A 24,631-nucleotide genomic window follows, 5' to 3' on the forward strand; every position below is an offset into this window, starting at 1 on the left:
CTGAAAAGTACAGGCCTATAAATTTGCTAGGGATCGCCTTTTTTAAAACCGAGTATGATGCAAAGGTGAGCTAGGCAGGGTTGCAACGCGCGACGAAAAGAGAGCAGCGATGAACACCAATATGACAGGCATGCCCCCCAAACCAGAGGATATAGTCGCACGCACAGAGGCGGCTTGTGAGAAAATCCGACAGGCAAAAGAGGAAATCGCCCGTTCCATATTTGGTCAGGAAAGCGTTGTCGAACGCACATTGGTGACGATTCTCTCCGGCGGGCACGGCCTGCTTGTTGGTGTTCCCGGTCTTGCTAAAACCAAACTGGTGGAAACTCTGGGCACAGTGCTCGGCCTCGATTCCAGCCGTATCCAGTTCACACCAGACCTTATGCCCTCGGACATTTTGGGTTCTGAAGTGATGGAGGAAGCCCCGGATGGCAAACGCTCCTTCCGCTTCATTCCCGGCCCGGTCTTCGCCCAGCTACTAATGGCAGACGAGATCAACCGCGCCAGCCCGCGAACCCAGTCCGCTCTCCTGCAATCCATGCAGGAATACCACGTCACAATCGCAGGCCATCACCACGATCTGCCTGCCCCCTTCCACGTACTGGCCACTCAGAACCCGCTTGAACAGGAAGGCACTTACCCTCTTCCGGAAGCACAGCTCGACCGTTTCCTCATGCAGATTGATGTCCATTATCCGGACATAAATGCAGAGCGCCGTATTCTGCTGGAAACCACAGGGGCGACAGAAGCCAAATCCAAACAGGTCCTGCAACTTGAAGAGCTGCGGGAGATGCAACAACTTGTGCGCCACATTCCGGTGGGCGAAACCGTCATGGACGCTATCCTGAAACTGGTCAGAGCAGCCCGCCCCGGCGAAGCAGATGGCTTTGATGATCTCGCCCAATACATCGCCTGGGGGCCAGGACCGCGCGCCAGTCAGGCACTTATGTTGACCGTTCGTGCCCGTGCTTTGGCAGATGGACGCCTGTCTCCAAGCGTTGACGATGTCATGTCTCTGGCCGAACCTGTGCTGCAACACCGCATGGCTCTCACCTTTGCCGCACGAGCCGACGGAAAAACCATTCCGCAACTGCTCAAAGACATAAAAGAACGCATCGCCTAACAACAAGCCGACAGGATCGCATATGTTATCTTCGAGGACCGCTCCTCAAGACAGACAGGAAAACATCTTCGGCTTAACGGGCGAAGCGCAGTCCATTGCTGGTACCTTGCCAGAGCTGCTGGTTGAGGCAAGACGCATTGCAGCCAATGTCACCTCTGGCTGGCATGGTCGCCGCCGAGCAGGCCCCGGCGAAACCTTCTGGCAGTTCCGCCCTTTCCTCTCTGGTGAGGCAGCCCAGCAAGTTGACTGGCGCCGCTCCGCCCGCGACGACAATTTGTATGTGCGTGAGCGCGAATGGGAAGCAGCCCAAACCATTTGGGTCTGGGCAGACCTTTCCGCTTCCATGTGCTTCCAAAGCAGACAAGCCACCGCCTCCAAACGCGACCGCGCCTTGCTGCTCATGCTGGCTCTGACTTATGCCTTGAATGAAGCTGGCGAACGCGTCGGTCTGGCTGGCCTGACAAGGCCACTGGCCAGTAGAAATTCAATGCAAACCATCGCAGAAACTCTGGTGCACGAGAACCCTGAGGCAACGCTACCCAACCCTGAAGGAATCCGCCGTTTTTCTGAGATTGTACTCTTCTCAGACCTGCTCGACCCACCGGAAAAGCTGGAAGCGTGGATGGCCAACATCGCCGGCACAGGCGCTAAAGGCCACCTCATCCAGCTTCTGGACCCGATTGAAGAGACATTCCCCTTCACAGGCCCAACCCAATTCGAAGACCCGGAAAACGGAGAGCAGCTCAAAGCAGGCCGCGCACAAACCTGGCAACAGGAGTACTTGCTTCGTCTGGCCGCGCATAAGGATCAGATCAGCTCTCTCGCCCGCAAATTCGGCTGGAGCTATACCCTGCACCACACAGACCGCCCAGCGGTCGAGCCCTTGATGCTGCTCCATTCCCGTCTGGCTGACGCCCCACAGCACAAAATGAGAGGAGACCTGCGATGATCGGTTCTCTTCTCCCAATTGGGTTTGCAGCACCGTGGGTACTCACCGCACTCGCAGCTCTTCCCGTTCTGTGGTGGCTGCTCCGCACCACACCACCTCAACCTGCCCACGTTAAGTTCCCACCTCTGCGCCTCCTGCTGTCTCTTCGCAACAAAGAGGAAACCCCACAACACACCCCGTGGTGGCTGATCCTGCTGCGCCTTATGCTGGCTGCGGTCCTGATCATCGCTATGGCTGGCCCCGTCTGGAAACCTCTGGATATTGCAGAGCCCAAAACAGGCCCACTCTGGATCATCGTCGACAATGGATGGGATGCCTCAGCAGATTGGGACCGCCAAATCCGTATGGCGGAACTCATGGTAGACGGTGCAGCGCAGAACAACAGAACCGTCATGCTGGTGACAACAGCAGATGGCCCTGCCCAGCCCTTGCGTTTGTCCAGTGCGCAGGAGGTTGCCGACCAGCTTCGCGCACTGACACCTCAAGGCTGGCAAGCCGCCCGGTCAGAACTCATTCCTACCCTGCAAAAGCAAGCAGAGCAAAACGCGCCCGGTGCAATCCTTTGGTTTTCATCACCGCTTGAGGAACCATCCACCACAAGCTTTGCACGGGGATTAGCCAGCATTGCCAGAGCGTCAGACGTGCGCGAAAGCTCTTTCCTTATCTACCGCTCCGACACCCCGGTCTACGCACTTAAACAGTTGCAAAACACCACTGGCGCCATGACGACCACAGTCCTCCGCCACCCAGCACCACTGGCAGAAACATTGACGGTCCGCGCCTTCGATCGCAAGCAACGCGCTATTGCAGAACAAACCATCCAGATGAAAGCAGGTCAAAGCGCCGCCGAAATTTCATTGGAGCTGCCGTCAGAGCTGCGCAACGACATCACCAAACTCGCAATTCTTGGTAAGTCCAGCGCTGGCAGCACTGTGCTCGTGGATGAACAATGGCGCCGCCGAAAAGTCGGCTTGTTCGCCGGCGGTTTCGCCGACCGCTCTCAGCCTCTGCTCTCGCCACTTTACTATCTGGAACGTGCACTTGCCCCTTTTGCAGACCTTCCACCAGCAAAAAGCACAGATATCACCACAGCCATCTCCGACTACTTTGACAAAGGCATCTCCGTTCTCATCCTTGCTGAAGTCGGCACACTGCCCAAGACCACAGAGGCTGACATCGCCAGCTGGGTCTCCAAAGGCGGCACACTGATACGCTTCGCAGGTCCGCAACTCCCGGAAAAACAAGACTCACTCATCCCTGTTGCTCTCCGTCTGGGCGACCGCAAACTGGGTGGCTCTCTCTCCTGGAAAGAACCACAGGCACTCAAGTCTTTTTCAGAAAACAGCCCGTTCCGTTCTATCGTTCTGCCTAAGGACGTCACCGTAAACCGTCAGGTGCTCGCAGAACCAACCGCAGACCTGCCTGACAGAACATGGGCCTCACTGGAAGACGGTACGCCTCTCGTCACGGCCAAGAAACACGGCAACGGAACCATTGTCCTGTTCCATGTCACCCCTGATACCAAGTGGTCCAACCTGCCTCTTTCCGGTGGGTTTGTGGATATGCTGCGGGCCATCACAAGCATCTCCTCAACGGCAGTCTTCAATCCGGATGATGAAGCTGATGGCACAACATCAGCCTCCGCCCTGCCTCTGCTCAAAATGCTGGATGGCTATGGCAAACTCACACCACCCTCTGCCAGTCACAAACCTATTCTGGAGCGCGATTTTGCAACCACCCATCCAGGCCGCGATACCCCCCCAGGTCTCTACGGCACCGACGATGCAGCACGCGCACTCAACCTCATGGAAGATGAGGATAATCTGATCCCGTTAGACCTCAAACCACTGTCCATGGCAAAGATACTCGACTACCCCTCAGAAAAACCGCTGGACCTTCGTGGCTGGTTCTTCTCCATCGCAATCCTGCTGGCTTTGCTGGATACGCTCGCCCTGCTCTGGCTCTCTGGTAAACTACGCCGCAGCCAATTCACACAGGCCGCTATTCTCTTGCTCATCGCCTCCAGCCTGAGCCTGACAGGTGCTGATAAAACGCAGGCACAAGACAACGCAGAACAGTTCGCCCTCGACGCTTCATTAGACACCCGCCTCGCCTATGTAAAGACAGGCGTGCCAGAGGTGGACGAAATCAGCCGAGCCGGACTGTTCGGCCTCACCAGATTACTAACCGACAGAACAGCATTGGAGCCTGAAGCTCCGGTGGGTCTGGATCTGCAAAGCCATGAACTGGCCTTCTTCCCAATTATCTATTGGCCCATTGATGCAGGCATGCAGATGCCAAACCCTGAGGCGATGTCGCGGATCAGTGCCTACATGCGCAACGGCGGCACAATCCTGTTCGACACAAGAGATGCGTTTGGAACAGGATCAAACTCACCAAACAAACTGAAGCTTCAGCAACTCTTGCGCGGATTGGACATTCCTAGTCTGGAACCTGTTCCGCAAGACCACGTGCTGACCAAAACCTTCTACATTCTGGATAACTTCCCCGGCCGCTACAACCAAAGCCCCATGTGGGTACAAGCCAGCGCAACCACCTCAGATGGCAGCCGCCCAGTCCGCGCAGGCGATGGCGTGTCCCCCATCATGATCAGCGGCAACGATTTCGCTGCAGCATGGGCCATTGATACGCAAGGAAACTACCTTTACCCAACCATTCCTGCTGATGGCAACCAGCGCGAGATGGCGGCGCGGGTGGGCATCAACATCCTCATGTACACCATGACAGGCAACTACAAGGCAGATCAGGTCCACATCCCTGCGCTGCTGGAACGTATCGGCCAATAGTAGGCCAGCAAACAAGACGCGGAGCACAGCTACACACATGACATGGTCTCTTTCCATCGACCCGCTTTTGCCCCTTCCGGCAATAATCGCGCTTGGAGTGATCATAGCTCTGGTCTGTGCCTACCTCCTCTTCGTCGGTATGCGCGGCGCCCTGATCCGTTCCGCCGCCTTGGCTCTGCTGGTTCTGGCCCTGCTCAATCCGGCGGTCTTACGAGAGGATCGGGAGTACCTCCCAAGTACCGTTGTTGTCGTCTCAGACAACAGCCAAAGCCAGCAACTGGAAAACCGTGCAGAGCTGACTGAGGCAGCGCGAGAGGGTATCGTCAATCAACTTAAAGCCCTTGACGGCATTGATCTGCGGCAGGTCTCTCTCAATGATACTTCCATGGAAAGCGGTGATGGCACCCGCGCCTTCACCGCAATCTCCAATGAACTGGCTGATGTCCCGCCAGAGAGAATAGCCGGAGCCATCGTGATCACCGATGGTCAGATACATGATGTACCAGCCACTGCAGAAAAGCTCGGCTTCTCAGCTCCGGTCCATGCGCTCATCTCAGGCCGTGACGGCGAGTTTGATCGCCGTTTGAAAGTCGCCAAAGCCCCGCGCTTTGGTCTGGTTGGCTCAACACAGGTCGTCCAACTGGAATTGATCGAGGAAGGCACTCCGCAGCCCTTCGGCAACCGCGCTGAAATCATAGTCCGCCGCAACGGCGATATCCTGTCCAAGCAGTTTATCTCTTCAGGCTATCCGGCAGAAATCGCAGTTGAGATCGAACATGGCGGCCAGAACATCTATGAGTTTGAGGTGGAAGCACTCAATGGCGAGCTGACACCACTGAACAACCGCGCCCTCGTCACCATTGATGGCGTTCGCGAAAATCTCCGCGTCCTGCTGGTGTCCGGCTCTCCCCATGCAGGCGAGCGCACATGGCGCAACCTGCTCAAATCAGATGCCTCCGTCGATCTCGTCCACTTCACCATTTTGAGGCCACCGGAAAAACAAGACGGAACCCCAATCAACCAGCTGTCTCTGATAGCCTTCCCAACCCGTGAGCTGTTCTCCGTTAAGATCGACGAGTTCGACCTCATCATCTTCGACCGCTACGAACGCCGCGGCGTCCTCCCCCTGCTCTACTTCGACAACATCGCCCGATACGTCAGTGACGGCGGCGCAGTCCTCATTGCAGGTGGTCCTGACTACGCAGAAGCCAACAGCATCTTCCGAACCCCGCTGGGCCGCGTGCTTCCAGCCGCACCAACTGGTGAAGTCTTTGAAGAACCCTTCTTTGCCAATGTCTCAGAACTCGGCCTGCGCCATCCGGTAACTCGCGATCTGCCCGGTGCAGGTGAAAGCCCGCCCCAATGGAGCAAATGGTTCCGCCTCGTCGGTGCAAATGTGCAAGAAGGCCAACCCATCATGACTGCGCTGGGCGATAAGCCGCTGCTCGTCCTCAGCCGCGTCGGCAAAGGCCGCGTTGCCGCCCTGCTGTCTGACCATGTCTGGCTCTGGGCAAGAGGCTATGAGGGCGGAGGACCACACGTCCCGCTTCTGCGCAGGTTGGCCCATTGGCTCATGAAGGAACCTGATCTGGAAGAGGAAGCCCTGCGCTTGTCTTTACGCGGTTCCAACCTGCTGACAGAGCGACAAACCCTCGCCAATCTGGTTGATCCGGTCACACTTACAACGCCCTCCGGTAAAACTGAGCAGCTGGAGCTGATACAGGACACATCAGGACATTGGACCGCCTCCGTCAAAGTGGAAGAACTCGGCCTTTATTCAGCAACCGATGGCGCACATACAGCACTGATTAATGTCGGCCCGCCAAATCCGAGAGAGTTTCTGGAAGTGGTTTCAACGACAGACAAACTCTCTGGCATCACAGAACAGACAGGTGGTACAGCTTTGCGGATCGGCGGTGACGACGGCGCATCCTTGTCCCTGCCCAATGTCATCGCGCAGCGTTCATCCGCTCAATATCATGGAAACGGCTGGATCGGTATCAAACGAACAGACGCCAGCATCTTGAATGGCATAGACCGCTATCCGCTTCTCATCGGCTTTCTCGGCCTTGCCTTGCTGTTAGGGCTGTTGTCGTTCACTTGGTACCGCGAAGGACGATAGAAAAACATCTTAGATGGAAAAGGGATCTGTGGGATGAATTAATTATCCTGCTCAGTCTTTCAAGTCGCCATTGCCAGCGAGCCCTGCATCACGTCCACCAGTTGGCTGTCACTCTGCTTTGTGGCAACCAACGCAGGCTTCACGTAGCCACCAACCACAGCACCAGTCGGCATTTGCCCGCCCTGCAGTTTCAAAACAAGTAACCGATCCAAATCAACAGGCCCCGGCAACGTGATCTGCCCATGAGGCACCTGCTCATATCCGTGCGGCCCATAGTAAGGATGATCCCCAACCAGCAAAATGGACTGAACGCCCTGCGCTTTGGCCTCATTTGCAACAGTCGTCAGCAAAAGACGACCCAGCCCCTGCCCTTTATAGGCAGCCTTTACGGTCAAAGGTCCCAGCAACATGCTCTGGCTATTGCCAATCATGATGGGAGTGAGTTTCACAGACCCGGCAATCTCGCCGTTGAGTTCTCCAACAAAACATAACTGAGAAGCTTGTTGAACGCCTTCACGGATCTTGAACGCCGTCCGCTCAAACCGCGCAGGGCCAAACGCCTCTACTTGCATCTGCTCAATTTCGGAGAAATCTGCTGGGGCTTCCTGCCGCACCAGCCATTTTGAAACTATCATGTCACATACCACAAATCGAAGGAGGAAGACCGTCGATCCGTGTGGCTCGGGCAGTTATACCGATGTTGGGAGCACACTGAGAAAAGGACGGCACGATGCACCACGCGAGAGCAAGTCCCGCGCGTTCATTCGTCGTCGCTGTTCCCAGCAAATAGCCATAAGGCTCACACCCCAGTTTCTCGGTCTATCGCATGCCAGAGCACACGAAATATAATTTCTCCTGACTAACTAACACGCAAATTTTCTGTCGTAAAGCACAAAACTAAGTGCAGATGCGTATTCGTTAGTTGTAGGCCACCGGCACGTAGGTCCTTGAAAAACAACTACCAATAGGGATCAGGCTCAGCTTCACCCGCAATTTCTTGCAGACGACGCAGCGTCGCCGGGCTCACATCATCAGGCAGGGCATCCAACGCAAACAGCTGTAAATCTGAGATTTCCAGAGCCGGTCTTTTCCAGTTCGGATCTTGCTCAGTCAAGCTCACCTTAAAGAGGCCGACATGGTCCCGGCCAGTTCCTCCGCGGTTAAGATGCATGGAAAGCAATGCCACATCCGGTCCGCATCCATACCCCGTTTCTTCTGCCAACTCCCTGCGAGCGGCCTCCGTCATCGTCTCCCCGGAATCAACACCGCCACCAGGAAAATACCAGCCCGGCAGATATTGATGACGTACGAGAAGGACTCGGTTTTCAGCATCAAATGCCGCAACGCGCGCGCCCATCGTCATTCCACGACTCAAAAGAGCCGCCGATTGCACCAGAATATTGATAATTCGCGTCTTAAAGCTTGCCACGTCTGGCCTCACAATCAATATAACCATTTGATATAACAGCACTATATTCTGAAATATCATTTATGCAAAAAGTGCATACCACCCTTGCAAAACTAACACTACACAACCCACAGGATAGGCGTAGAAAGAGATCAAAGAATAAGCATACGCCCAAAAATTAATCAGGGCGGCCCCATCACCTACTTATAATAGACACCCAATCCGCGTTTCCCAAATCGCAGGAGTAACACGTCATGCTTACTAAAGTTCTCGCTCGTTTCCGTCGCACAAAACGCTTCCATTGGGCACCAGCAGTTAATTCAGCAAACACCCACGACACTGCTGTTTTGCGTCCATCTTCTTGCCTTTAAGGCAAATTGGAAGTCAGCATTGCCGATCTGTTAAAGGCGCTTGAGGGTAATTCCCAGAATTAAGGAAAACTCCTTGACCTCAGGCGCAATGCAGCGATGATGCGCAGGCTATGTTTAAGCTTGTACATATATCTGACCCACATCTGGGTCCATTGCCGGACGTTCAGCCAGTCCAGTTGGTCTCGAAGCGTATTCTTGGCTACATAAATTGGCGGCGCAACCGCGCCCATGCAATGACCAACTCTTATCTTGATGCGCTGATCCGCGATATCCATGCACAACAGCCGGATCATATTGCGCTTTGCGGAGACTTGGTCAATATCGCACTGCCCAAAGAGGTTGCTGGAGCCAAAGACTGGCTCGCAACCGTTGGCTCTCCCGAGACTTTATCCCTGACACCAGGCAATCATGATGCCTATGTCCCAGGCGCTTTAAAGCAAGCCTACGGCGCTTGGCGTCCATACATGCAAAGCGATCCGGGCTTGGGGCTGACACCGCCTCTGGGAACTGATCCGCACTTCCCATTTGCCCGCAGACGAGGCCACGTCACGATTGTTGGCCTCTCCACGGCCAAAGCAACGGGCCCTTTCATGGCCACAGGCCACATCAGCAGCAACCAGCTGCGCGAGCTGGCAGACCAGTTGCGACGCGCAAAAGAGCGCGGTGATTTCCGCGTTGTCATGCTGCATCACCCGCCTGTGCGCAACGCCACAGCCTGGTACAAGCGCTTGGTAGGCTCCAGCCGTTTCCGCAACATCATTGCAGAACATGGCGCGGAGTTGGTTCTGCATGGCCACACCCACCGGGCGACCCGTATGGAAATCAACGGGCCGGAAGGCCCGGTGCCTGTAATTTGCGTTCCATCCGCATCAAATGGCCTGAGTGGCCATAAGCCACCTGCTCGCTACAATCTCTTCACCATTGAAAAAGATGGCGACGGTTGGTCATGCATCATGGAAGAGCGCGGTTTTACAACAGCAGGAGAAGGCGTGCATCACATCGCACAGCATGATCTGTCCATACCCAGCTTAAGGCAAGCAGCGTAAAACCTGTACCTAAGACGTGGGGCTCGTTTTCAGATTAAAAGACAGAGAGGCATACTGATGCCTCTCACAAAGACAGCGCTTAACCCGCAAAAGGGTTCGCATATAAAGCCAGAGCTACAAGCCCCGCCGCCCCGATAACAGTTCCCAGCAAAAGCCCGCAGATCAGAATAAAGAAGTCACGCGCCTTATTGCGCTTGGCTGCAACAGCTCTGCCTGCGTTTTCCTGTTTAAGCTGGTCCAGCCTCTTGCCTGTTGGAACATCTTGCTGGCGAATGCGATTGAGCATCCAGTCTGCTTCCAGCGCACGTTCCTTTTCAATAATCCGCTCGGCAATATATTCGGTAATGCAGTCCGCCATATCGTCAATATCAGCGGTTTCAAGCAACACCATCCGCCCCAGACGAGTCTCCTTCACAAAGCGGTAAGAATGGCGATCACGACCCATTAACACATGACTGGTCATGTCGATCCATAGGCGAGGCTGGGTACCGGGAACGATCTGGAAGGCAAACTGGTCGTCGTCTTCAGGAACTTCCTTGAACACATCAATCAGCTCTTCGCTGAGCAGTTCAAGGCGTGCTTTCTCGCTCTCCTGAAGGCTCACAACAACGTCTGTCCGTTCCATCTCCGCAACACGCACTTTGCGAATACTATCTCTCAGCGACCGCACCTTTTCATGAGGCACAACGTTGTCATGTAGTTCTGACATGGCAGCTCCCGAATATTCGGTTGAACACACCCCGTTTCAACCGCCCCCCAACCTACGTACAACCAATCGGTTTGCGTGCAGCCCTCACACATCTTCCACGATTAATCAAAGGTACATGGTAAAAGGAAACTAACACATCCTAGATAAAACTCTAATGAAACCTCATTAACTGTCCCGTTTTGGGGCACTTTTCCAACACCAACCCTGAGGGGTTTCTGCCGCACAACTCCAAGGTTAGGTGAGAAAACCAATGCAAGCATATGCGTGTCTATCAAGCGAACCGAAAGGTCCAGCCCATCAACCTGCTCTGCCCTATGGCAAAAAAGGAATGTGAGGAGCGCAGGATCGATCAAGAATCTCATTCAGACGCGGATCATCAGCAACTTCAATGGACCGCTTGAATGGCTTAAAGCCACTGCGCAGATAAAATTGCAGTGCCTGTGGGCTATCCCCTGTGCATGTGTGTAACCAGAAGCGCTTCACTTCAGGACGCGAGAAGGCCTTGCTGATCGCGTGGTTCATCAGCCAGCGGCCAGCACCACCGCCAACAGCTTCTGGCACAAGTCCGAAATAGCTCAGTGTGACTTCGTCTTCCTTGGCAACATCCAACTCAAGCATCCCCACAGGCTCACCGTTCTTCATAGCCCAGTAAAACTCATTGGTCGGCCTGCTCAGCGTCGCCTCCAGCTCAGCATCATTCATCACCAAACGACCAAACCAAAGCCACGGCTCACCCACACGTTTAAAGAGAGCTCTATACTCGGTGATATCGATCTTGCCGGCCCGTTCCAGCGTGAGGTCAGGACGATCAATCGGTTTGAGAGCAGGCTTCTCCAACATCTCCAGATGCGTCACCACAGTCGCGACTTTGCCTTCTGGCAGGTCTGTGTATCCATCAAGATCCAGTTGAATATGCGCCATACCACTCTCTCAAACTAGGAAGAAACAATGCACTCTGGGTAGCGGGAAGAAGGAAAGGCTGCAAGTGTTCCAATCTCACGAAACACTTGAGATCCTATATGGTTGCCACTGTTTTCAGTCGCGCCCGCGGGTGAACTTCGTTTTGGCTCATAACAAACGTATGCGCTCTGAAACGCTCAACAATGGAACGCACGAATGGCCGCGATTGAGCTGAGCACAACAGCACAGGAACTTCACCCTGATTGGCCGCCGCATCATAAGCATCACGAACCAAACCAACGAACTCCTGCAGCTTGGAAGGCGCCATCGCTAGCTGGCGATCATCCCCATCCCCGATAATACTTTCAAGGAATGCAGACTCCCATACAGGGCTCAGGCTGATCAAAGGCAGATAACCACCAGGCGCTTGATTGGCAGAGCAGATCTGGCGCGCCAGACGGGTACGCACATGCTCAGCAATGGCATTCGGGTTCCGCGTTGAACCAATCGCCTCCGCAATCCCTTCCAGAATTGTTCCCAAATCACGGATGGAAATGCGCTCTTCCAGCAGCGCCTGCAGCACACGCTGAATTCCAGAGATGGAAATCTGGGTCGGAACAATATCTTCCACCAGCTTGGACTGCTCTTCATCCAGCTTCTTCAACAGAACCTGAACATCTGCGTAGGTAAGGAGCTCGGAAATGTGAGACTTAATTGTCTCCGTCAGGTGCGTGGAAATAACCGTCGCAGGATCAACCACCGTATAACCAAGCAGATTGGCCTCTTCCCGATACTGCGCTTCCACCCAGGTCGCAGGCAAACCAAAGGTTGGCTCTGTGGTATGCGTCCCCGGCAGGCGAACCTGCCCACCAGCAGGGTCCATCACCATAAACTGGTTCGGGAACAGAGAACCGCCGCCAGCATCCACTTCCTTCACCTTGATCATGTAATCATTCGCGCCAAGCTGAATGTTATCAAGGATACGCACTGACGGCATGATCACGCCCATATCAGAGGCAATCTGACGGCGCAGCGCTTTGATCTGCTCCGTAACCTGATCTGTTTCCTGCTTATTACGCCCATTGATGATTGGCAGCAGCGCATAGCCAAGCTCAATCCGCAGCACATCCATTTTCAAGCTGTCGGAAATCGGCGCTTCCTGCGGCTCATCCGGCACTTCAGCTTCAACTTTTGCAGCCACTTCCACCGCTTTTTCGCGAGCATGCTTCTTACTTGCCTGCCGCGCCAGATAACCAGCAGCACCTGCCAATGCTAGGAACGGCAACATCGGCATACCCGGCAGGAACGACAGCACGACCATCACAAACGCAGACATGCCAAGCGCTTTTGGGTAGCCGGTAAACTGCCGGACAAGAGCCTTATCGGCCGCACCCTCAACACCCGCTTTAGAAACAAGAATACCCGCAGCAGTGGAAACGATCAGCGCAGGAATCTGAGAGACCAGGCCATCACCAATCGTCAGCAGCGTATAGTTTTCGGCAGCTTGAGCGAACGTCAGGTTCTGCTGCATCACACCAATAACGATGCCGCCAATCACGTTGATGAACGTGATCATCAGACCGGCGACAGCATCACCACGCACAAACTTAGAGGCACCATCCATGGAGCCGAAGAAGGTGGATTCAGACTCCAGCTCTTTACGACGGGTCCGTGCAGTCTCCTCATCAATCAGGCCCGCACCCAGATCCGCGTCAATCGCCATCTGCTTACCGGGCATTGCATCCAGCGTAAAGCGGGCAGAAACCTCAGCAATACGGCCAGAACCCTTTGTAATAACGATGAAGTTCACAATCACAAGGATTGCAAAGACGATAATCCCGATCACGAAATTACCGCCCATCACAAAGCTACCGAACGCTGCAATCACATTGCCGGCTGCGTCAGCTCCTTCATGTCCGTGTGCCAAAATCAGTCGCGTCGACGCCATATTCAACGACAGTCGCAACATGGTCGCAATCAACAACACAGTCGGAAATGCGGAAAATTCCAGCGGTTTCTGAATGAACAGCCCCACCATCAGGATCATCACTGAAAAGATGATCGAAATCGCGAGAAACATGTCCAGAAGCATCGCAGGCATCGGAACAATGAGCATCACAAGGATGACCATCACACCTGCAGCAAGCCCAAGGTCGCCTTGCTTTATGGCGCCCCAAAGGTCTTGGAAAAAGGCTGAACCACCAGCTGCACCTAGTCCGGGCACGCGAGCAGCAGAAGGAGCGCTGTCGCTTCCTCCTTGAGCCGCTTTTGTATTTGTCTCTTCAGACATCGCCGCGCCCTATCCGTTCTTATGCGTCTGCAGTGCCAGCGCGTGCTTCGCCTGGCCCTGGAACCTCAACACCCTCTTTGGTGTAAAGGTTCAACTTGTTGCGAAGCGTGCGGATCGAAATGCCAAGGATCTTTGCAGCATGCGTACGGTTCCCCAGACAATGATCCAGCGTATCCAAAATGAGATCACGCTCCACATCAGCAACAGTACGCCCGACCATATCGCGCGAGACGGCTTCAGCTGCATGGGCCGCGCGCGAAGCCGTTTGCTGTCCAGACCCCATGGCAATTGGAGATCCATCTGGCATGCGAATAGCGTCTGCATCAATCTCGCTACCAGAAGAAAGAAGAACAGCACGGTGCATGGTGTTTTCCAGCTCGCGTACATTTCCTTTCCATTGGTTGGCCAACAGAAGCTGACGACCTTCCTGAGAAACCGGCAGTGCCTTAGTACCATTCGCCTTGGCATAAATTTCAATGAAGTGACTTGCCAGCTCCAGAATATCTGCTGGCCGCTCTCGCAGCGCCGGCAGTTTCAGGTTCACCACGTTCAGGCGGTACAGCAAATCCTCGCGGAAGCCACCATTGCGCACTTCCTCAGCCAAATCACGGTTGGACGTCGCGATGATGCGAATATCGACCGGTACCGGACGACTGCCTCCAACACGGTCAATCACCCGCTCTTGAATAGCCCGCAACAACTTGGCTTGCAGACGAACATCCATCTCGGAAATCTCGTCAAGCATCAAGGTGCCGCCATTGGCTTCCTCAAACTTGCCAACACGGCGCGCAACAGCACCGGTAAAGGCGCCCTTCTCGTGGCCGAAAAGTTCGGATTCAAGAAGATGCTCAGGAATTGCAGCGCAGTTGATGGAGATAAACGCCTTATCAGCACGACTGGACTTGCTGTGCAGGAAGCGGGAAATCACTTCCTTACCGGACCCGGACTCACCCGTAATCAGAACCGATGCATCAGATGGAGCCACCTGCTCTGCCAGCTTGATCACACTTGCCATGGCCGCGTCGCGATAGATCAGGTCTTCACGCTCTTCCGTAACAGCCGCCAGCACAGCAGCAATCAGCTCCGGATCAGGAGGCAGCGGAATGTATTCCTTTGCTCCAGCCCGAATGGCAGACACAGCCGCGCGCGCATCCGTTCCCAACCCGCACGCAACGAGTGGCACATGGATACGCTCGCGTTCTGTCAGTTCTACCAGCTGACCGATATCTTCATTGACATCAACCATCAAAAGATCCGCACCCTGACCAGAACGCAAGACTTTCATGGCCTCAAGAACGCCAGGCGCATGGGTAACAGATGCCCCCCGCTCCATCGCGATCTTGGTTGCGGTCGTCAGCTGACCGCCAAGGGTCCCAACGATCAAGAGCCGCATGTCAGTTCCTTTCCAGTACGCCCCATGACAATCACTTATCCGCCTTGATGATTTCAGTCATGGTGACACCAAGCTTATCTTCCACGAGCACAACTTCTCCGCGCGCGATCAGCCTGTTATTCACGTAAACGTCGATGGCCTCGCCCACCTTCCGGTCCAGTTCCATAACGATCCCGGTATCCAAATGCAAAAGGTCGGAAACCTTCATCTTTGTATGCCCAAGCACAGCAGCCAGTTGGACCGGAACATCAAAAACAGCTTCCAAATCCTCAGCTGCTTTAATGCCGCCTGCACCTTCTTCATCCAGGCCACCAGCGCGCTGGGTACTCTGGTGTTGGTCCAGCACCATTCCCTGTTCATCACTGCTCATAATCAACCTTTCTGATCCCGCACCGGCCATAGCCAGCACGGTCATAGGCAAAAACTAAAATCACGCTGCTCGACTGGCTCGCTCACGGGCGTCGAAATGAGATTTTATGACTTGTTCAATATGCTCAACCGTCTTGCGACGATCACGAATAATTCCACCATCCGGCCATTCAATCCGGCAATCACCGCGCGACATGCTCTCTGACTTCACAACATGCACCTTGCCTTCAAAGCTGCTGTTCAAAACCAGACCGTCAACCATGTCTTCCAGCGCATGCGTATCTTCTGTCGGCACCTCAATCAAAATCTGAGGGATCTTGCGCAAAGGAGCCAGACATTCAGCAAGCAATGCCACAACTTCAGCAAGCGGCTCACGCGCAATAAGGTGACTGCAAAGACGGCGCGCAATCAGAAAACACATGGAAACCAGGTTCTGCTCTTGAGCGCGGATCTGGCTTTCAAGATCACCCAGAGCAACTTCAAGTCGCTCCCGCAACACCACCAGCTCTTCCTGCGCACTCAGCGTCTGCTGCTCGGCAATGGCCTGCCGGGCCTTCATCTCACCACGAACAAACGCGGCCTCTTCAGCTGCTTTTAAAAGCTGCTTATGCTCAGCAACTGTAATAGTAGGTTCCACCGGAGGGACGTCTTCGACTGTTGCTGCGGCCTCAGCCTCATCGATCGATTTAGTATCAAACAAAAAGCGTCGCCGCACAGCACCTTGAGGCATCACAGTAACCATCAGCGAGCCTCCGGTGATCGCGAAGAAAAGGAACGATTAGTAGACAAACTCTTCCTCTCCTTTCTTCTTGTTAATGCTGATTTCACCAGTGGCTGCCAAATCTTTCGCCTTCAGTACAAGTGAGCTTTGCGCCTCATCTACATCGTGCAATCGAACTGGTCCCATACCTTCCATGTCTTCCTGAAGCATCTTTGCTGCACGCGATGACATGTTGGCCGTAAAGAACACAACAGCAGTTTCAGAAGCTCCTTTGAGAGCCATGGCCAGCTGATCCTTCTCAACATTGCGAAGCAAGGTCTGACAGGCAGCGGAATCTAGTTTCAACAGGTCCTCGAAGGTGAACATCAAATTGCGGATACGCTCTGCAGACTCACGGCTATCTTCTTCCAGTGCTGCCAAAAAGCGGCCTTCGGTTTGCCTGTCGAAATTATTGAAGATGTCGGCCATCATCTCGTGGCTATCACGACGGCTGGTCTGAGACAGGTTCGACATGAACTCGACCCGTAATGTCTGCTCAACCTTCTCCAGAATATCTTTCTGGATAGACTCCATACGCAGCATACGGTTCACCACATCCAGCGCCAGCTCTTCATTCAGCAGCGCAAGAACGCGAGCCGCATGGTCACTCTGAATTTTGGAAAGAACCACCGCAATGGTCTGCGGATACTCATTCTTCAGATAGTTTGCCAGAACGTTTTCAGGAACGTTGGAAAGCTTCTCCCACATGTTCCGACCTGCAGGACCTCGAATTTCCTCCATAATGATCGCAACACGATCAGTTGGCAGGAAAGAGTTCAGCAGGCGCTCTGTAACATCCACGTTGCCGTTCAACGCACCACGGGTGGAAAGCCGCTTCAGGAAGTCAACAAACAGCTCTTCAAGCATGGTCGGTGTAACAGGACCCAGACTCGCCATTGCGCTGGAAACCTGACGCACTTCAATTTCATCCAACCCAGCCCAAATGGCCTTCCCATACTCCTGCCCAAGCGCCAAGAGCAGAACGGCTGCGCGCTCTGCACCTCCAAGCTCTCGTTCAGCTATTCCAGATGAGACTGATAAGGCTTGTGCTGTCGATTCCTGCGGCTGTATCTCCTCACTCATCCTACGCTGCCTCGTTCAACCAACCGCGAACGATATTGACCGCTTCGCTTGGAGAATCTTCAATCAACTCACTTATTTGCTGAATTGAGCTTTGATGGAGAGCTGCCTGCATTTTGGCATCTTCAATCCATTCTGCTGTTGGCATTTCAGAAGGAACCTCCTCCATTTCACCAACAACACCTCCAATTTGCGCAGGGCCCTCAGCGACCAATGTGCCATCTGGCAGCATCTGAACACCGCCTTCTGCCGCCGCCGCTCTCTCTTCTTCTTTAGCAAGAATACGCTTCATCAGCGGAGAGACTGCGAAGATCAACAGCAAGATGGTGATCACTAACAGAACACCCAACTCAGCAAATTTCATGATGTCAGCACGTGTAAAGTCGAACAGCCCACCTTCGCTATCACCAAAGTCCTGAAGAGGAGCTTCGACAAAGCGCATGTTGACCACTTCAACATTATCACCGCGATGTTTGTTAAAGCCAACAGCAGTTCGAACCAGAGTAGCAATTTGCTCCAGCTCATCTTTACTGCGCGGTTGATAGGTCTGCGTGCCATCCTCGCTGGTTGTGTAGGTACCATCAACCAGAACCGCTACAGACAGCCGTTCCAGACCACCTGCTTCATAGATCTCCGTCACTGTACTCTTGGAAATCTCGTAGTTCAGGATTTCCTCAGAAACATTCGAGGCATCCTTGGACCCGGTTGCACTGCCAGCTGCGTCTGCATTCGGCAGCTGGTTGCCAACAGAAACCGTCTCCTCACCATTGGTGGAAGATGCATTCTCTTCTTTACTCTGAGAAGAACGCAACACCTGCCCATCAGGATCATACAGCTCCTGTGTCTCAGTTTTGCGGTTATAGTTGATTTCTGCAGCAACCCGAACACGAGCGCGACCGGTTCCAACAACGTTATTGAGGATCTCTTCAACCTGTTGCCGCAGGCGAGCCTCCATTGTCGAACGTCGTTCATCCAGCGAAGAGCCACCAGCAAGCCCTTCTTTATCGCCGGTTCCGCTGGCAAGCAAAGTGCCGCGCTCATCAACGATAGAGACGTAGGAAGGTTCCAGTCCTTCAACTGCCGTCGCAACAAGATGCTGAATGGCACGGATCTGCCCACCAGACAAAGAACCCTGCACCTTAATTGCAATCGAAGCTGTTGGCGGTTCCCGATCACGCTGGAACAACTGCTTTTCAGGGATCACCAGATGAACACGCGCAGAAGAAATCCGGCCAATGCTGCGAATGGTTCTGGAAAGTTCCCCTTCAAGAGCTCTGAGGCGGTTCAGGTTCTGCACAAAACTGGTTGCACCGAGCGTATCTGTCTTGTCGAAGATTTCATAACCAACACCACCGCCAGATGGCAGGCCAGCTTCCGCCATTGTCATGCGCAGACGATGAACGTTCTCCTGAGGGACAAGAACACTACGTCCGTTGACACCCAACTCATATGAAACACCTTGAGATTCAACCTGGCTAACAATCGCTGCAGCATCTTCAAGAGTAAGGTCCGTGAAGAGCGGCACCATCTGCGGTGCTGTCGCACGAACAATGATGAAACCGAACAGGCCGATCAACGTAACAGCCATCGCCCCCATCGCTGCCAGTCGCGCGGGCCCAAGTCCTTTCAAGAAGTCAAGGATTCCACTCACAGTTGCCGCCCCGTACGTTCAAATCGCTCATTCAAAATGTACCAGCAATACTCTCAACACCTTGGAAATCGGCGTGAATTGCCCCTGATTTGCTGGTAGGTAAAAATTGCCCGCCTTAGAGTTAACAAAAGGTTAATAAAACCCTAATAATCGGTAAACGGGAAATCTACCCACAAAGAAGCATTGTGGAATATCGCAGGAAAGGCCTTTGACTAGGCTTTTGAAGAGTCGAATGAATCTTGAGCGGCCTGTTCGGCAGATTTTGCCGAAGCAGTTAAGACATCATGGTTAATCTGTAAAATTGTACAAAATGTGGCTTCCACATACAAAAAGGCCGGCTGAGACAGCCGGCCTTTTCAGAACCTCAAACCTGTTTGGGTATTACACCCTTTTTGCCTGAAGCTTACTAGTTGCTGCGATAGTCCTGAACGCGTGTAGCGCGCAAGCCGGCTAAACCGTGTCGGTCAATCGAGTTCTGCCAAGACAGAAACTCTTCAACCGTCAAAGTATACCGGTTACATGCTTCATCCAGAGACAACAAGCCTCCACGCACAGCCGCAACCACTTCAGCTTTTCTCCTGATAACCCACCGCTTAGTAGAGGTAGGAGGAAGATCCGCTATCGTCAGAGGGCTCCCATCGGGGCCGATGACGTATTTTACTCGTGAACGTATATGTTCGGTCATTCTACTCTCACACAAACCATGACCAAGCTGAGGATGAGAATAGAACAAGGCGCTTAAAATTTGGCTAAGCCCCCATCAATGTTTTGGTAAGATTCATAACCGGGGATCTTAGTGGATATTAACTACTACAGAATTCCATTGACTCCAGTGACCTCACCCACGGGAATTTTAAGATCCCCCATGTGCAGAATAATGTCGCCAGTGCTGAAGTCCACGGCGTCCACTTTCCCTTTCACTTCGGTCTGAACAGCGAAAGGCTCGCCATTGGCATCCTGGGTAATAATATCAATGGAATAGGCGCCATCACCAGCTTTTGTGCCGTTTGTCGCTACGCCATCCCATTCAAAGGTATTGTCACCTTCCTTCAGATCAATCTCTTCCTGATAGACCTCAGCACCCTCACTATTTTTAACAGTAATGGTTGCCTTGCCTGCGGAAACGGCATCAAGATTCCACGAGGCTTTGTCATCTTTGAGCTGCGCAGTTGCGCTCTGAGCTGTCACTTCCTTACCGATATAGTTTACAAACTGACTCGCACTTTGCGTTTTGAGCTGAGTCAGCTGCTCCTCTAATTTCTCAGTAGTTGCAACCTGTTGCTCAACCATCGTGTATTGAACCAGCTGATTCGTATATTCAGCCGAATCGAGAGGCTCTAACGGATCCTGGTTTTGCACCTGCGTGGTCAGCAATGAAATAAACAGATCAAAGTTTGCATTTATGCTGTTCTGGGTGCTTGCGCCAGAGGAGTTTGCATTCGGTGTCAGTGCATTAATTGTAGTCATTGTCTATTTCCTCATGCGCGGCATCAAACCGAGATATCCAGTCCACCAGCGCGGGCAGCACTATTTAAGTTGTTATGTGCGAGATAGTTTTCGTCTGGCAACTCAGTGCCTTCTGACGCTCGATCCAGCTGCCCGACATTGACCTGTCGGTTCTCTTGCTGATCTGAAGTCTGCGAGCCACGCCCTCCAAGTGAGAACTGAAGAGAGCTTTTATCGCTTTCGATCCCAGCTTCCTGAAGAGCCTTTTCCAACCCACGTTGATCTCGCTGCAAAAGTTCGAGAGTTTCAGGTCTCTCAACAATCAAATGCGCCCGTACGCGGCCATCCTTACTAAATTCAAGAGAAACATCGACTCCACCCAATTCTTTTGGATCAAGCCGGATTTCAAAACGATCAACGCCGCCACTTGCCTGTCGGGCAATCTCAGGCCACACAGCATTCGCAACATTCCTCAGCGTAGAGGTTGGCAGAGAGCCCATTGAACGGAATGCAGTGTCAGAACGTGCAGCAGTACTGGAGATTGCTTCAGAACTTTCCCAATCAAGCTCAGCTTCAGATCCATCCAACGGACCGGCAGCAAGCCCCCAACCGATTGCCGTTGTTGAAGCAACCTGCTCATTTTCCTGTGGCACCTTCACCTGAATACTGACAGAGGGCGTAGTACTTTTCTTGTCAGCGGATACTGCCTGCTCTGTAGGCTTGTTCAGTGCATTGGTAAGCTCATCAGCCTCCGGAGCATCACTAACCTCCGTGACGGATTCAAAACTCGATGTCGCTTGCACAGCTCCACCAGCAGTTTTGTCTTTCACAACCAACGGGGTCGCAACACTCGTCACAGCAGCAGTCCGGCTCACCTGTTCCGCAGAACGGACACCCGCTTCACTTCCTTGAACAGAGGATACATCAACAGCCTTTTGTACCTGCGAAGCTTGGCCAATCTTTTCTGAAGGCACATCCGGCTTGGAAGTCACATTCGGGAAAATGATGTCACCATCACCTTCAACAGATGCGATCTGCACCGCACGCTGTTGATTGCCGACAAAGCTTGAACCAGCACGATCAGTCTGCCGGACAAGCACAGGCTTTTCTAAGGAAGCGTCTGCATCACCTTCAATGGCATCAACAAGAACATCCCCGCGAGAAGACTGAACAGCTCCCTTAACCTCTACAGATTGCGGCTGAACAGGTTCGGATTGAACTTTGACGCTCTTCACGTCTTGCGCTGTTGCTAGCTCACTAACCTGACGACCAACAACAGGTTGCGATGACTGGACATCCGCTTCACCCGCAGCACGATCCGGTGCAGCAGTCTTTTCGGCAGGAGCGCTGACTGAATTAGCAACAGTATCAACATTACCGCTATCTGAGGTCGTGACAGCACCATTACCAACGGCATTGGCGACTTGCTCTACCTTAGCCCCATTGTTCGCTGGTTGAACTTGCGGTGAAGCAGCAGATTTCTGGGGCTGGTCAGATACCACTGAAGAACGTGCAATCAGCTCGGGAGAAACCTTAGCCACTTGATCTGAAACCGGGAGCTCCAGCGCATTTAACTGAGGCTCAGATGAACCACCTTGCTTAACAACAGCACCCTGCTGCTCGGACGTCACGCGCTGCCGCGTATCTGAAGCATTGCGAGCGTTGCCTTTAGATTCCTGTACAGTTCCGGCGACGTCTGTCTCTTGAGCAACAGCTCCAACCTGAGCCGTTACCTGTCCATCATCCGCCTGCGGCAAGATCTGCCCACCACGCTCGGCCTGCTGTAAAGCACCAAGATTTACAACAGCACTCTCTACTGTCTTGGAAGAGATGGCCTCGCCCTCACCCACAATAGGAGAAGCGTTTTGAACATTAGCGACCGGCTGAGTAACTTTCGCTTCGCCTGCTTTCTCCGCTAAGGCTGGCTGACTGCCTGCCTCCTGGACATTTTGTGGCAAGGCAACAAAAGGCGCTTTCGCTTTCCCTTCGCCGCCATTGAGAAGAAGCGCTTCATCATTAGTTGTCGCAACTGCCCCCAATCCCGGAACCACACCAGGCACTGGCAACTGAGAAACAGTGGAAAGCGGCAGTTCACCAGCCAAACCAACAATCGCACTCTCCCCATTTTCATCCTTGATGAGATTTGGGCTCAAAACCGAGAGATCACCGCCAGTCGTTAAAGCTCCAGAAAAGAGATCCACCGCAGTTGCCGCTGCACCATCTCTCTCAGAAGCTTTGGCGAGAAGACCGGAGAAAGTATCGGCATTTTGGCCGAGCACACTCTCACCAAGCAGCGCATTACCACCTTGCCCCACAACGGGGCCTAAAGGCGTTTGCGGCTGAACAGGACCGGCTAAACTCAGCAAAGCAGATTGCGACATATATTCCTCAAACTACGCAGCACACACCATCAGCAACGATGGTCAAGACATCTTGCGCGCAGATATGCAATTAGCGGGCCAGCCACAAAATCAAAAATATATAAGCATTTTCAAATAGATAAACTCAAATCAACATTTCAAAGAACAGGCCACAAGATCACTTATTGCCCCCGCCTCGGCAACAAATGCCCAGCAAGTAAAAACATCAATCAAAAAGATTGGCCTTCCGTCGAGTTTTAGGTATATTCCCGCCAACTAGCACGCTCGAAGCGTACGCATGCGAAGCGTTTAAAAGAGAGCCCGCGTTTAGCCATCGCCAGAGCGCAGCAAGCACTAAGCAAGCAAAAGAAACTAATCTGCGCTTCAGACTTCAATGTCTCCCAGGATTGAAATCTGCTCGTGATGTTATAGATACGGCTCTCACTTAAACGCGCCTACAGGATGAGGTAATTGGAATGCTAAACAGTCTTGGCCTGCCCGGCCGCCCAGAAGACACACGGGTGGTTGTTGCCATGTCAGGCGGTGTTGATTCATCGGTTGTTGCCGGAATGATGAAACGCGAAGGCTATGATGTGGTCGGCGTCACTCTACAGCTCTACGATCATGGCGAAGCAATCCAACGCAAGGGCGCTTGCTGTGCAGGGCAAGACATCCACGATGCCCGCCGTGTCGCAGAAAAACTCGACATTCCGCATTACGTTTTGGATTATGAATCCCGCTTTAAAGAGCAGGTCATCGAACGCTTCGCGGACAGCTATATCAATGGCGAAACACCGATTCCATGCGTAACATGTAACCAGACCGTCAAGTTCAAAGACCTTCTGGAAACGGCAAAGGACTTGGGCGCTGATGTTCTGGTCACAGGTCACTATGTCCGTACAGGCGTGGAAGGCAATCAGCTTGCCATGTTCCGTCCTGTCGATCTGGACCGTGACCAAAGCTACTTCCTATTCGCAACAACGCAGGAACAGCTAGATTTCCTACGCTTCCCATTAGGTGGCATGACCAAACCAGAAGTCCGCGAACTTGCACATGAGTTTGGACTGGCAATTGCTGACAAGCATGACAGTCAGGACATCTGCTTTGTGCCAGAAGGCCGCTACACAGACGTTATTGCCAAGCTTCGCCCGCACGCGGCAGAACCAGGTGATATCGTCCATGTAGATGGCCGCGTTCTTGGCCGACACAACGGCATCATCCATTACACCATCGGTCAGCGCCGCGGTATCGGAGTTGCAACTGGTGACCCTCTCTATGTTGTTCATCTGGATGCAGATGGGCGACGTGTGATTGTCGGTCCGCAAGAAGCGTTAGCAACCCACAACCTGCTGCTGCGCGAAGTAAACTGGATTGGCCCAGGTACGCTGGACGATCTGCCGGAAGACGGCATCACTGTTTATGCAAAGGTGCGCTCTACCCGCCCACCAACAGAAGCAATTCTGCGCAAGAGCGGCGAAAACATTTTTGTCGAGCTGGTAGCAGGCGAATTCGGCGTAGCTCCAGGACAGGCTTGCGTCTTCTTCGACAAAGACGGTCAGGAAGCGCGTGTTCTCGGCGGCGGTTGGATTCAGCGTGCTGAAAAGCAGGAAGGCGCAGAAGCTGCCCTCAAAGCACTACTCGGAAAAGGCTGGGAAGCAGCAGGCTTTCCTGTAGGCTAACGCATTGCCAAACTGACAGAATTATTCAAAACGCCCCGCCTGACCTGATCGTCACCGGGGCGTTTTATTTTGATTTCTCAAGCCAGTGCCTTGCGCAGTTTCAATACGACACCGCCCCACAAATCCCAGAAAAGCCACTCCGGAATTTCTAACTTGGTAAAAAATGAG

At 53.3% G+C, this 24,631-nt stretch carries 19 protein-coding genes; 6 read left to right on the forward strand and 13 right to left on the reverse strand.

Features of this window, described 5'->3' with window-relative positions; genetic code table 11:
- Positions 1–109 precede the first annotated feature (109 nt).
- Genes PsAD46_RS24645 through PsAD46_RS24660 form a run of 4 tightly spaced genes read left to right on the forward strand, consistent with a single transcriptional unit; the run spans position 110 to position 7,001 of the window.
- A complete protein-coding gene (locus PsAD46_RS24645) occupies positions 110–1,123 on the forward strand; it encodes a MoxR family ATPase (protein WP_063308069.1) in 1,014 nt (337 codons plus the stop codon).
- A 22-nt stretch (positions 1,124–1,145) separates the two neighbouring features.
- Positions 1,146–2,072 (forward strand): DUF58 domain-containing protein, encoded by a 927-nt coding sequence (locus PsAD46_RS24650; RefSeq protein ID WP_063308070.1) that lies wholly within the window; start codon positions 1,146–1,148, stop codon positions 2,070–2,072.
- Positions 2,069–4,879, forward strand: a complete 2,811-nt coding sequence (locus PsAD46_RS24655) for a DUF4159 domain-containing protein (RefSeq protein WP_208982018.1) — start codon at positions 2,069–2,071, stop codon at positions 4,877–4,879. The genes PsAD46_RS24650 and PsAD46_RS24655 overlap by 4 nt, the downstream gene beginning before the upstream one ends.
- A 37-nt stretch (positions 4,880–4,916) precedes the next feature.
- Positions 4,917–7,001: a hypothetical protein gene (locus PsAD46_RS24660; RefSeq protein ID WP_063308071.1), complete on the forward strand. Its 2,085-nt coding sequence runs from the start codon at positions 4,917–4,919 to the stop codon at positions 6,999–7,001.
- A gap of 59 nt (positions 7,002–7,060) precedes the next feature.
- Here the strand turns inward: PsAD46_RS24660 and PsAD46_RS24665 are convergent, their stop codons facing one another.
- Positions 7,061–7,636, reverse strand: coding sequence for an N-acetyltransferase (locus PsAD46_RS24665; RefSeq protein WP_063308072.1), 576 nt, complete (start codon positions 7,634–7,636; stop codon positions 7,061–7,063).
- A gap of 323 nt (positions 7,637–7,959) precedes the next feature.
- A complete protein-coding gene (locus tag PsAD46_RS24670; RefSeq protein WP_063308143.1) occupies positions 7,960–8,364 on the reverse strand; it encodes an NUDIX domain-containing protein in 405 nt (134 codons plus the stop codon).
- A gap of 526 nt (positions 8,365–8,890) precedes the next feature.
- On the opposite strand from PsAD46_RS24670, the gene PsAD46_RS24675 reads away from it, so the two are divergent.
- Entirely contained in the window at positions 8,891–9,826 is a 936-nt protein-coding gene (locus PsAD46_RS24675) for a metallophosphoesterase (protein WP_084404529.1), read from the forward strand.
- Between the two features lie 79 nt (positions 9,827–9,905).
- Here PsAD46_RS24675 and PsAD46_RS24680 read toward each other — a convergent pair whose 3' ends face one another.
- The 11 genes from PsAD46_RS24680 to PsAD46_RS24730 form a co-directional block, all read right to left on the reverse strand.
- Positions 9,906–10,535 (reverse strand): hypothetical protein, encoded by a 630-nt coding sequence (locus tag PsAD46_RS24680; protein ID WP_063290061.1) that lies wholly within the window; start codon positions 10,533–10,535, stop codon positions 9,906–9,908.
- A 312-nt stretch (positions 10,536–10,847) separates the two neighbouring features.
- Positions 10,848–11,456 carry a GNAT family N-acetyltransferase gene (locus tag PsAD46_RS24685; protein ID WP_063308073.1) on the reverse strand — a complete coding sequence of 203 codons (609 nt, stop codon included), beginning with the start codon at positions 11,454–11,456 and terminating at the stop codon, positions 10,848–10,850.
- Between the two features lie 94 nt (positions 11,457–11,550).
- On the reverse strand, positions 11,551–13,725 hold the full coding sequence (gene flhA / locus PsAD46_RS24690) for a flagellar biosynthesis protein FlhA (protein WP_057463628.1): 2,175 nt from the start codon (positions 13,723–13,725) through the stop codon (positions 11,551–11,553).
- Between the two features lie 19 nt (positions 13,726–13,744).
- Positions 13,745–15,118, reverse strand: coding sequence for a sigma-54 dependent transcriptional regulator (locus tag PsAD46_RS24695; RefSeq protein WP_063294006.1), 1,374 nt, complete (start codon positions 15,116–15,118; stop codon positions 13,745–13,747).
- Between the two features lie 31 nt (positions 15,119–15,149).
- A complete protein-coding gene (gene fliN, locus PsAD46_RS24700; protein WP_057463671.1) occupies positions 15,150–15,467 on the reverse strand; it encodes a flagellar motor switch protein FliN in 318 nt (105 codons plus the stop codon).
- An 81-nt stretch (positions 15,468–15,548) separates the two neighbouring features.
- Positions 15,549–16,229: a FliH/SctL family protein gene (locus PsAD46_RS24705; RefSeq protein WP_063308074.1), complete on the reverse strand. Its 681-nt coding sequence runs from the start codon at positions 16,227–16,229 to the stop codon at positions 15,549–15,551.
- A gap of 36 nt (positions 16,230–16,265) precedes the next feature.
- Positions 16,266–17,330: a flagellar motor switch protein FliG gene (locus PsAD46_RS24710; RefSeq protein ID WP_057463631.1), complete on the reverse strand. Its 1,065-nt coding sequence runs from the start codon at positions 17,328–17,330 to the stop codon at positions 16,266–16,268.
- A gap of 1 nt (position 17,331) precedes the next feature.
- Entirely contained in the window at positions 17,332–18,978 is a 1,647-nt protein-coding gene (gene fliF / locus PsAD46_RS24715; RefSeq protein ID WP_084404530.1) for a flagellar basal-body MS-ring/collar protein FliF, read from the reverse strand.
- A 406-nt stretch (positions 18,979–19,384) separates the two neighbouring features.
- Positions 19,385–19,663, reverse strand: a complete 279-nt coding sequence (locus PsAD46_RS24720) for a DUF1153 domain-containing protein (RefSeq protein WP_054784903.1) — start codon at positions 19,661–19,663, stop codon at positions 19,385–19,387.
- 125 nt (positions 19,664–19,788) lie between these two features.
- Positions 19,789–20,445: a flagellar hook capping FlgD N-terminal domain-containing protein gene (locus PsAD46_RS24725; RefSeq protein ID WP_063294009.1), complete on the reverse strand. Its 657-nt coding sequence runs from the start codon at positions 20,443–20,445 to the stop codon at positions 19,789–19,791.
- 23 nt (positions 20,446–20,468) lie between these two features.
- Complete coding sequence (locus tag PsAD46_RS24730; RefSeq protein ID WP_063308075.1) at positions 20,469–22,805, reverse strand: flagellar hook-length control protein FliK; 2,337 nt, start codon at positions 22,803–22,805, stop codon at positions 20,469–20,471.
- Between the two features lie 455 nt (positions 22,806–23,260).
- Between PsAD46_RS24730 and mnmA the strand changes: the two genes are divergently transcribed.
- Positions 23,261–24,463 (forward strand): tRNA 2-thiouridine(34) synthase MnmA, encoded by a 1,203-nt coding sequence (gene mnmA, locus PsAD46_RS24735; RefSeq protein ID WP_063294011.1) that lies wholly within the window; start codon positions 23,261–23,263, stop codon positions 24,461–24,463.
- Positions 24,464–24,631: the final 168 nt, after the last annotated feature.

The sequence above is a fragment of the Pseudovibrio sp. Ad46 genome (genome assembly GCF_001623065.1).
Classification (GTDB): domain Bacteria; phylum Pseudomonadota; class Alphaproteobacteria; order Rhizobiales; family Stappiaceae; genus Pseudovibrio.

What these genes read in the sequence shown, in the direction of transcription:
- PsAD46_RS24645 (WP_063308069.1), top strand. Translation starts at nt 110, where the DNA reads ATGAACACCAATATGACAGGCATGCCCCCCAAACCAGAGGATATAGTC.
- PsAD46_RS24650 (WP_063308070.1), top strand. Translation starts at nt 1,146, where the DNA reads ATGTTATCTTCGAGGACCGCTCCTCAAGACAGACAGGAAAACATCTTC.
- PsAD46_RS24655 (WP_208982018.1), top strand. Translation starts at nt 2,069, where the DNA reads ATGATCGGTTCTCTTCTCCCAATTGGGTTTGCAGCACCGTGGGTACTC.
- PsAD46_RS24660 (WP_063308071.1), top strand. Translation starts at nt 4,917, where the DNA reads ATGACATGGTCTCTTTCCATCGACCCGCTTTTGCCCCTTCCGGCAATA.
- PsAD46_RS24665 (WP_063308072.1), bottom strand. Translation starts at nt 7,636, where the DNA reads ATGATAGTTTCAAAATGGCTGGTGCGGCAGGAAGCCCCAGCAGATTTC.
- PsAD46_RS24670 (WP_063308143.1), bottom strand. Translation starts at nt 8,364, where the DNA reads ATGACGATGGGCGCGCGCGTTGCGGCATTTGATGCTGAAAACCGAGTC.
- PsAD46_RS24675 (WP_084404529.1), top strand. Translation starts at nt 8,891, where the DNA reads ATGTTTAAGCTTGTACATATATCTGACCCACATCTGGGTCCATTGCCG.
- PsAD46_RS24680 (WP_063290061.1), bottom strand. Translation starts at nt 10,535, where the DNA reads ATGTCAGAACTACATGACAACGTTGTGCCTCATGAAAAGGTGCGGTCG.
- PsAD46_RS24685 (WP_063308073.1), bottom strand. Translation starts at nt 11,456, where the DNA reads ATGGCGCATATTCAACTGGATCTTGATGGATACACAGACCTGCCAGAA.
- flhA (WP_057463628.1), bottom strand. Translation starts at nt 13,725, where the DNA reads ATGTCTGAAGAGACAAATACAAAAGCGGCTCAAGGAGGAAGCGACAGC.
- PsAD46_RS24695 (WP_063294006.1), bottom strand. Translation starts at nt 15,118, where the DNA reads ATGCGGCTCTTGATCGTTGGGACCCTTGGCGGTCAGCTGACGACCGCA.
- fliN (WP_057463671.1), bottom strand. Translation starts at nt 15,467, where the DNA reads ATGGTGCTGGACCAACACCAGAGTACCCAGCGCGCTGGTGGCCTGGAT.
- PsAD46_RS24705 (WP_063308074.1), bottom strand. Translation starts at nt 16,229, where the DNA reads ATGGTTACTGTGATGCCTCAAGGTGCTGTGCGGCGACGCTTTTTGTTT.
- PsAD46_RS24710 (WP_057463631.1), bottom strand. Translation starts at nt 17,330, where the DNA reads ATGAGTGAGGAGATACAGCCGCAGGAATCGACAGCACAAGCCTTATCA.
- PsAD46_RS24720 (WP_054784903.1), bottom strand. Translation starts at nt 19,663, where the DNA reads ATGACCGAACATATACGTTCACGAGTAAAATACGTCATCGGCCCCGAT.
- PsAD46_RS24725 (WP_063294009.1), bottom strand. Translation starts at nt 20,445, where the DNA reads ATGACTACAATTAATGCACTGACACCGAATGCAAACTCCTCTGGCGCA.
- PsAD46_RS24730 (WP_063308075.1), bottom strand. Translation starts at nt 22,805, where the DNA reads ATGTCGCAATCTGCTTTGCTGAGTTTAGCCGGTCCTGTTCAGCCGCAA.
- mnmA (WP_063294011.1), top strand. Translation starts at nt 23,261, where the DNA reads ATGCTAAACAGTCTTGGCCTGCCCGGCCGCCCAGAAGACACACGGGTG.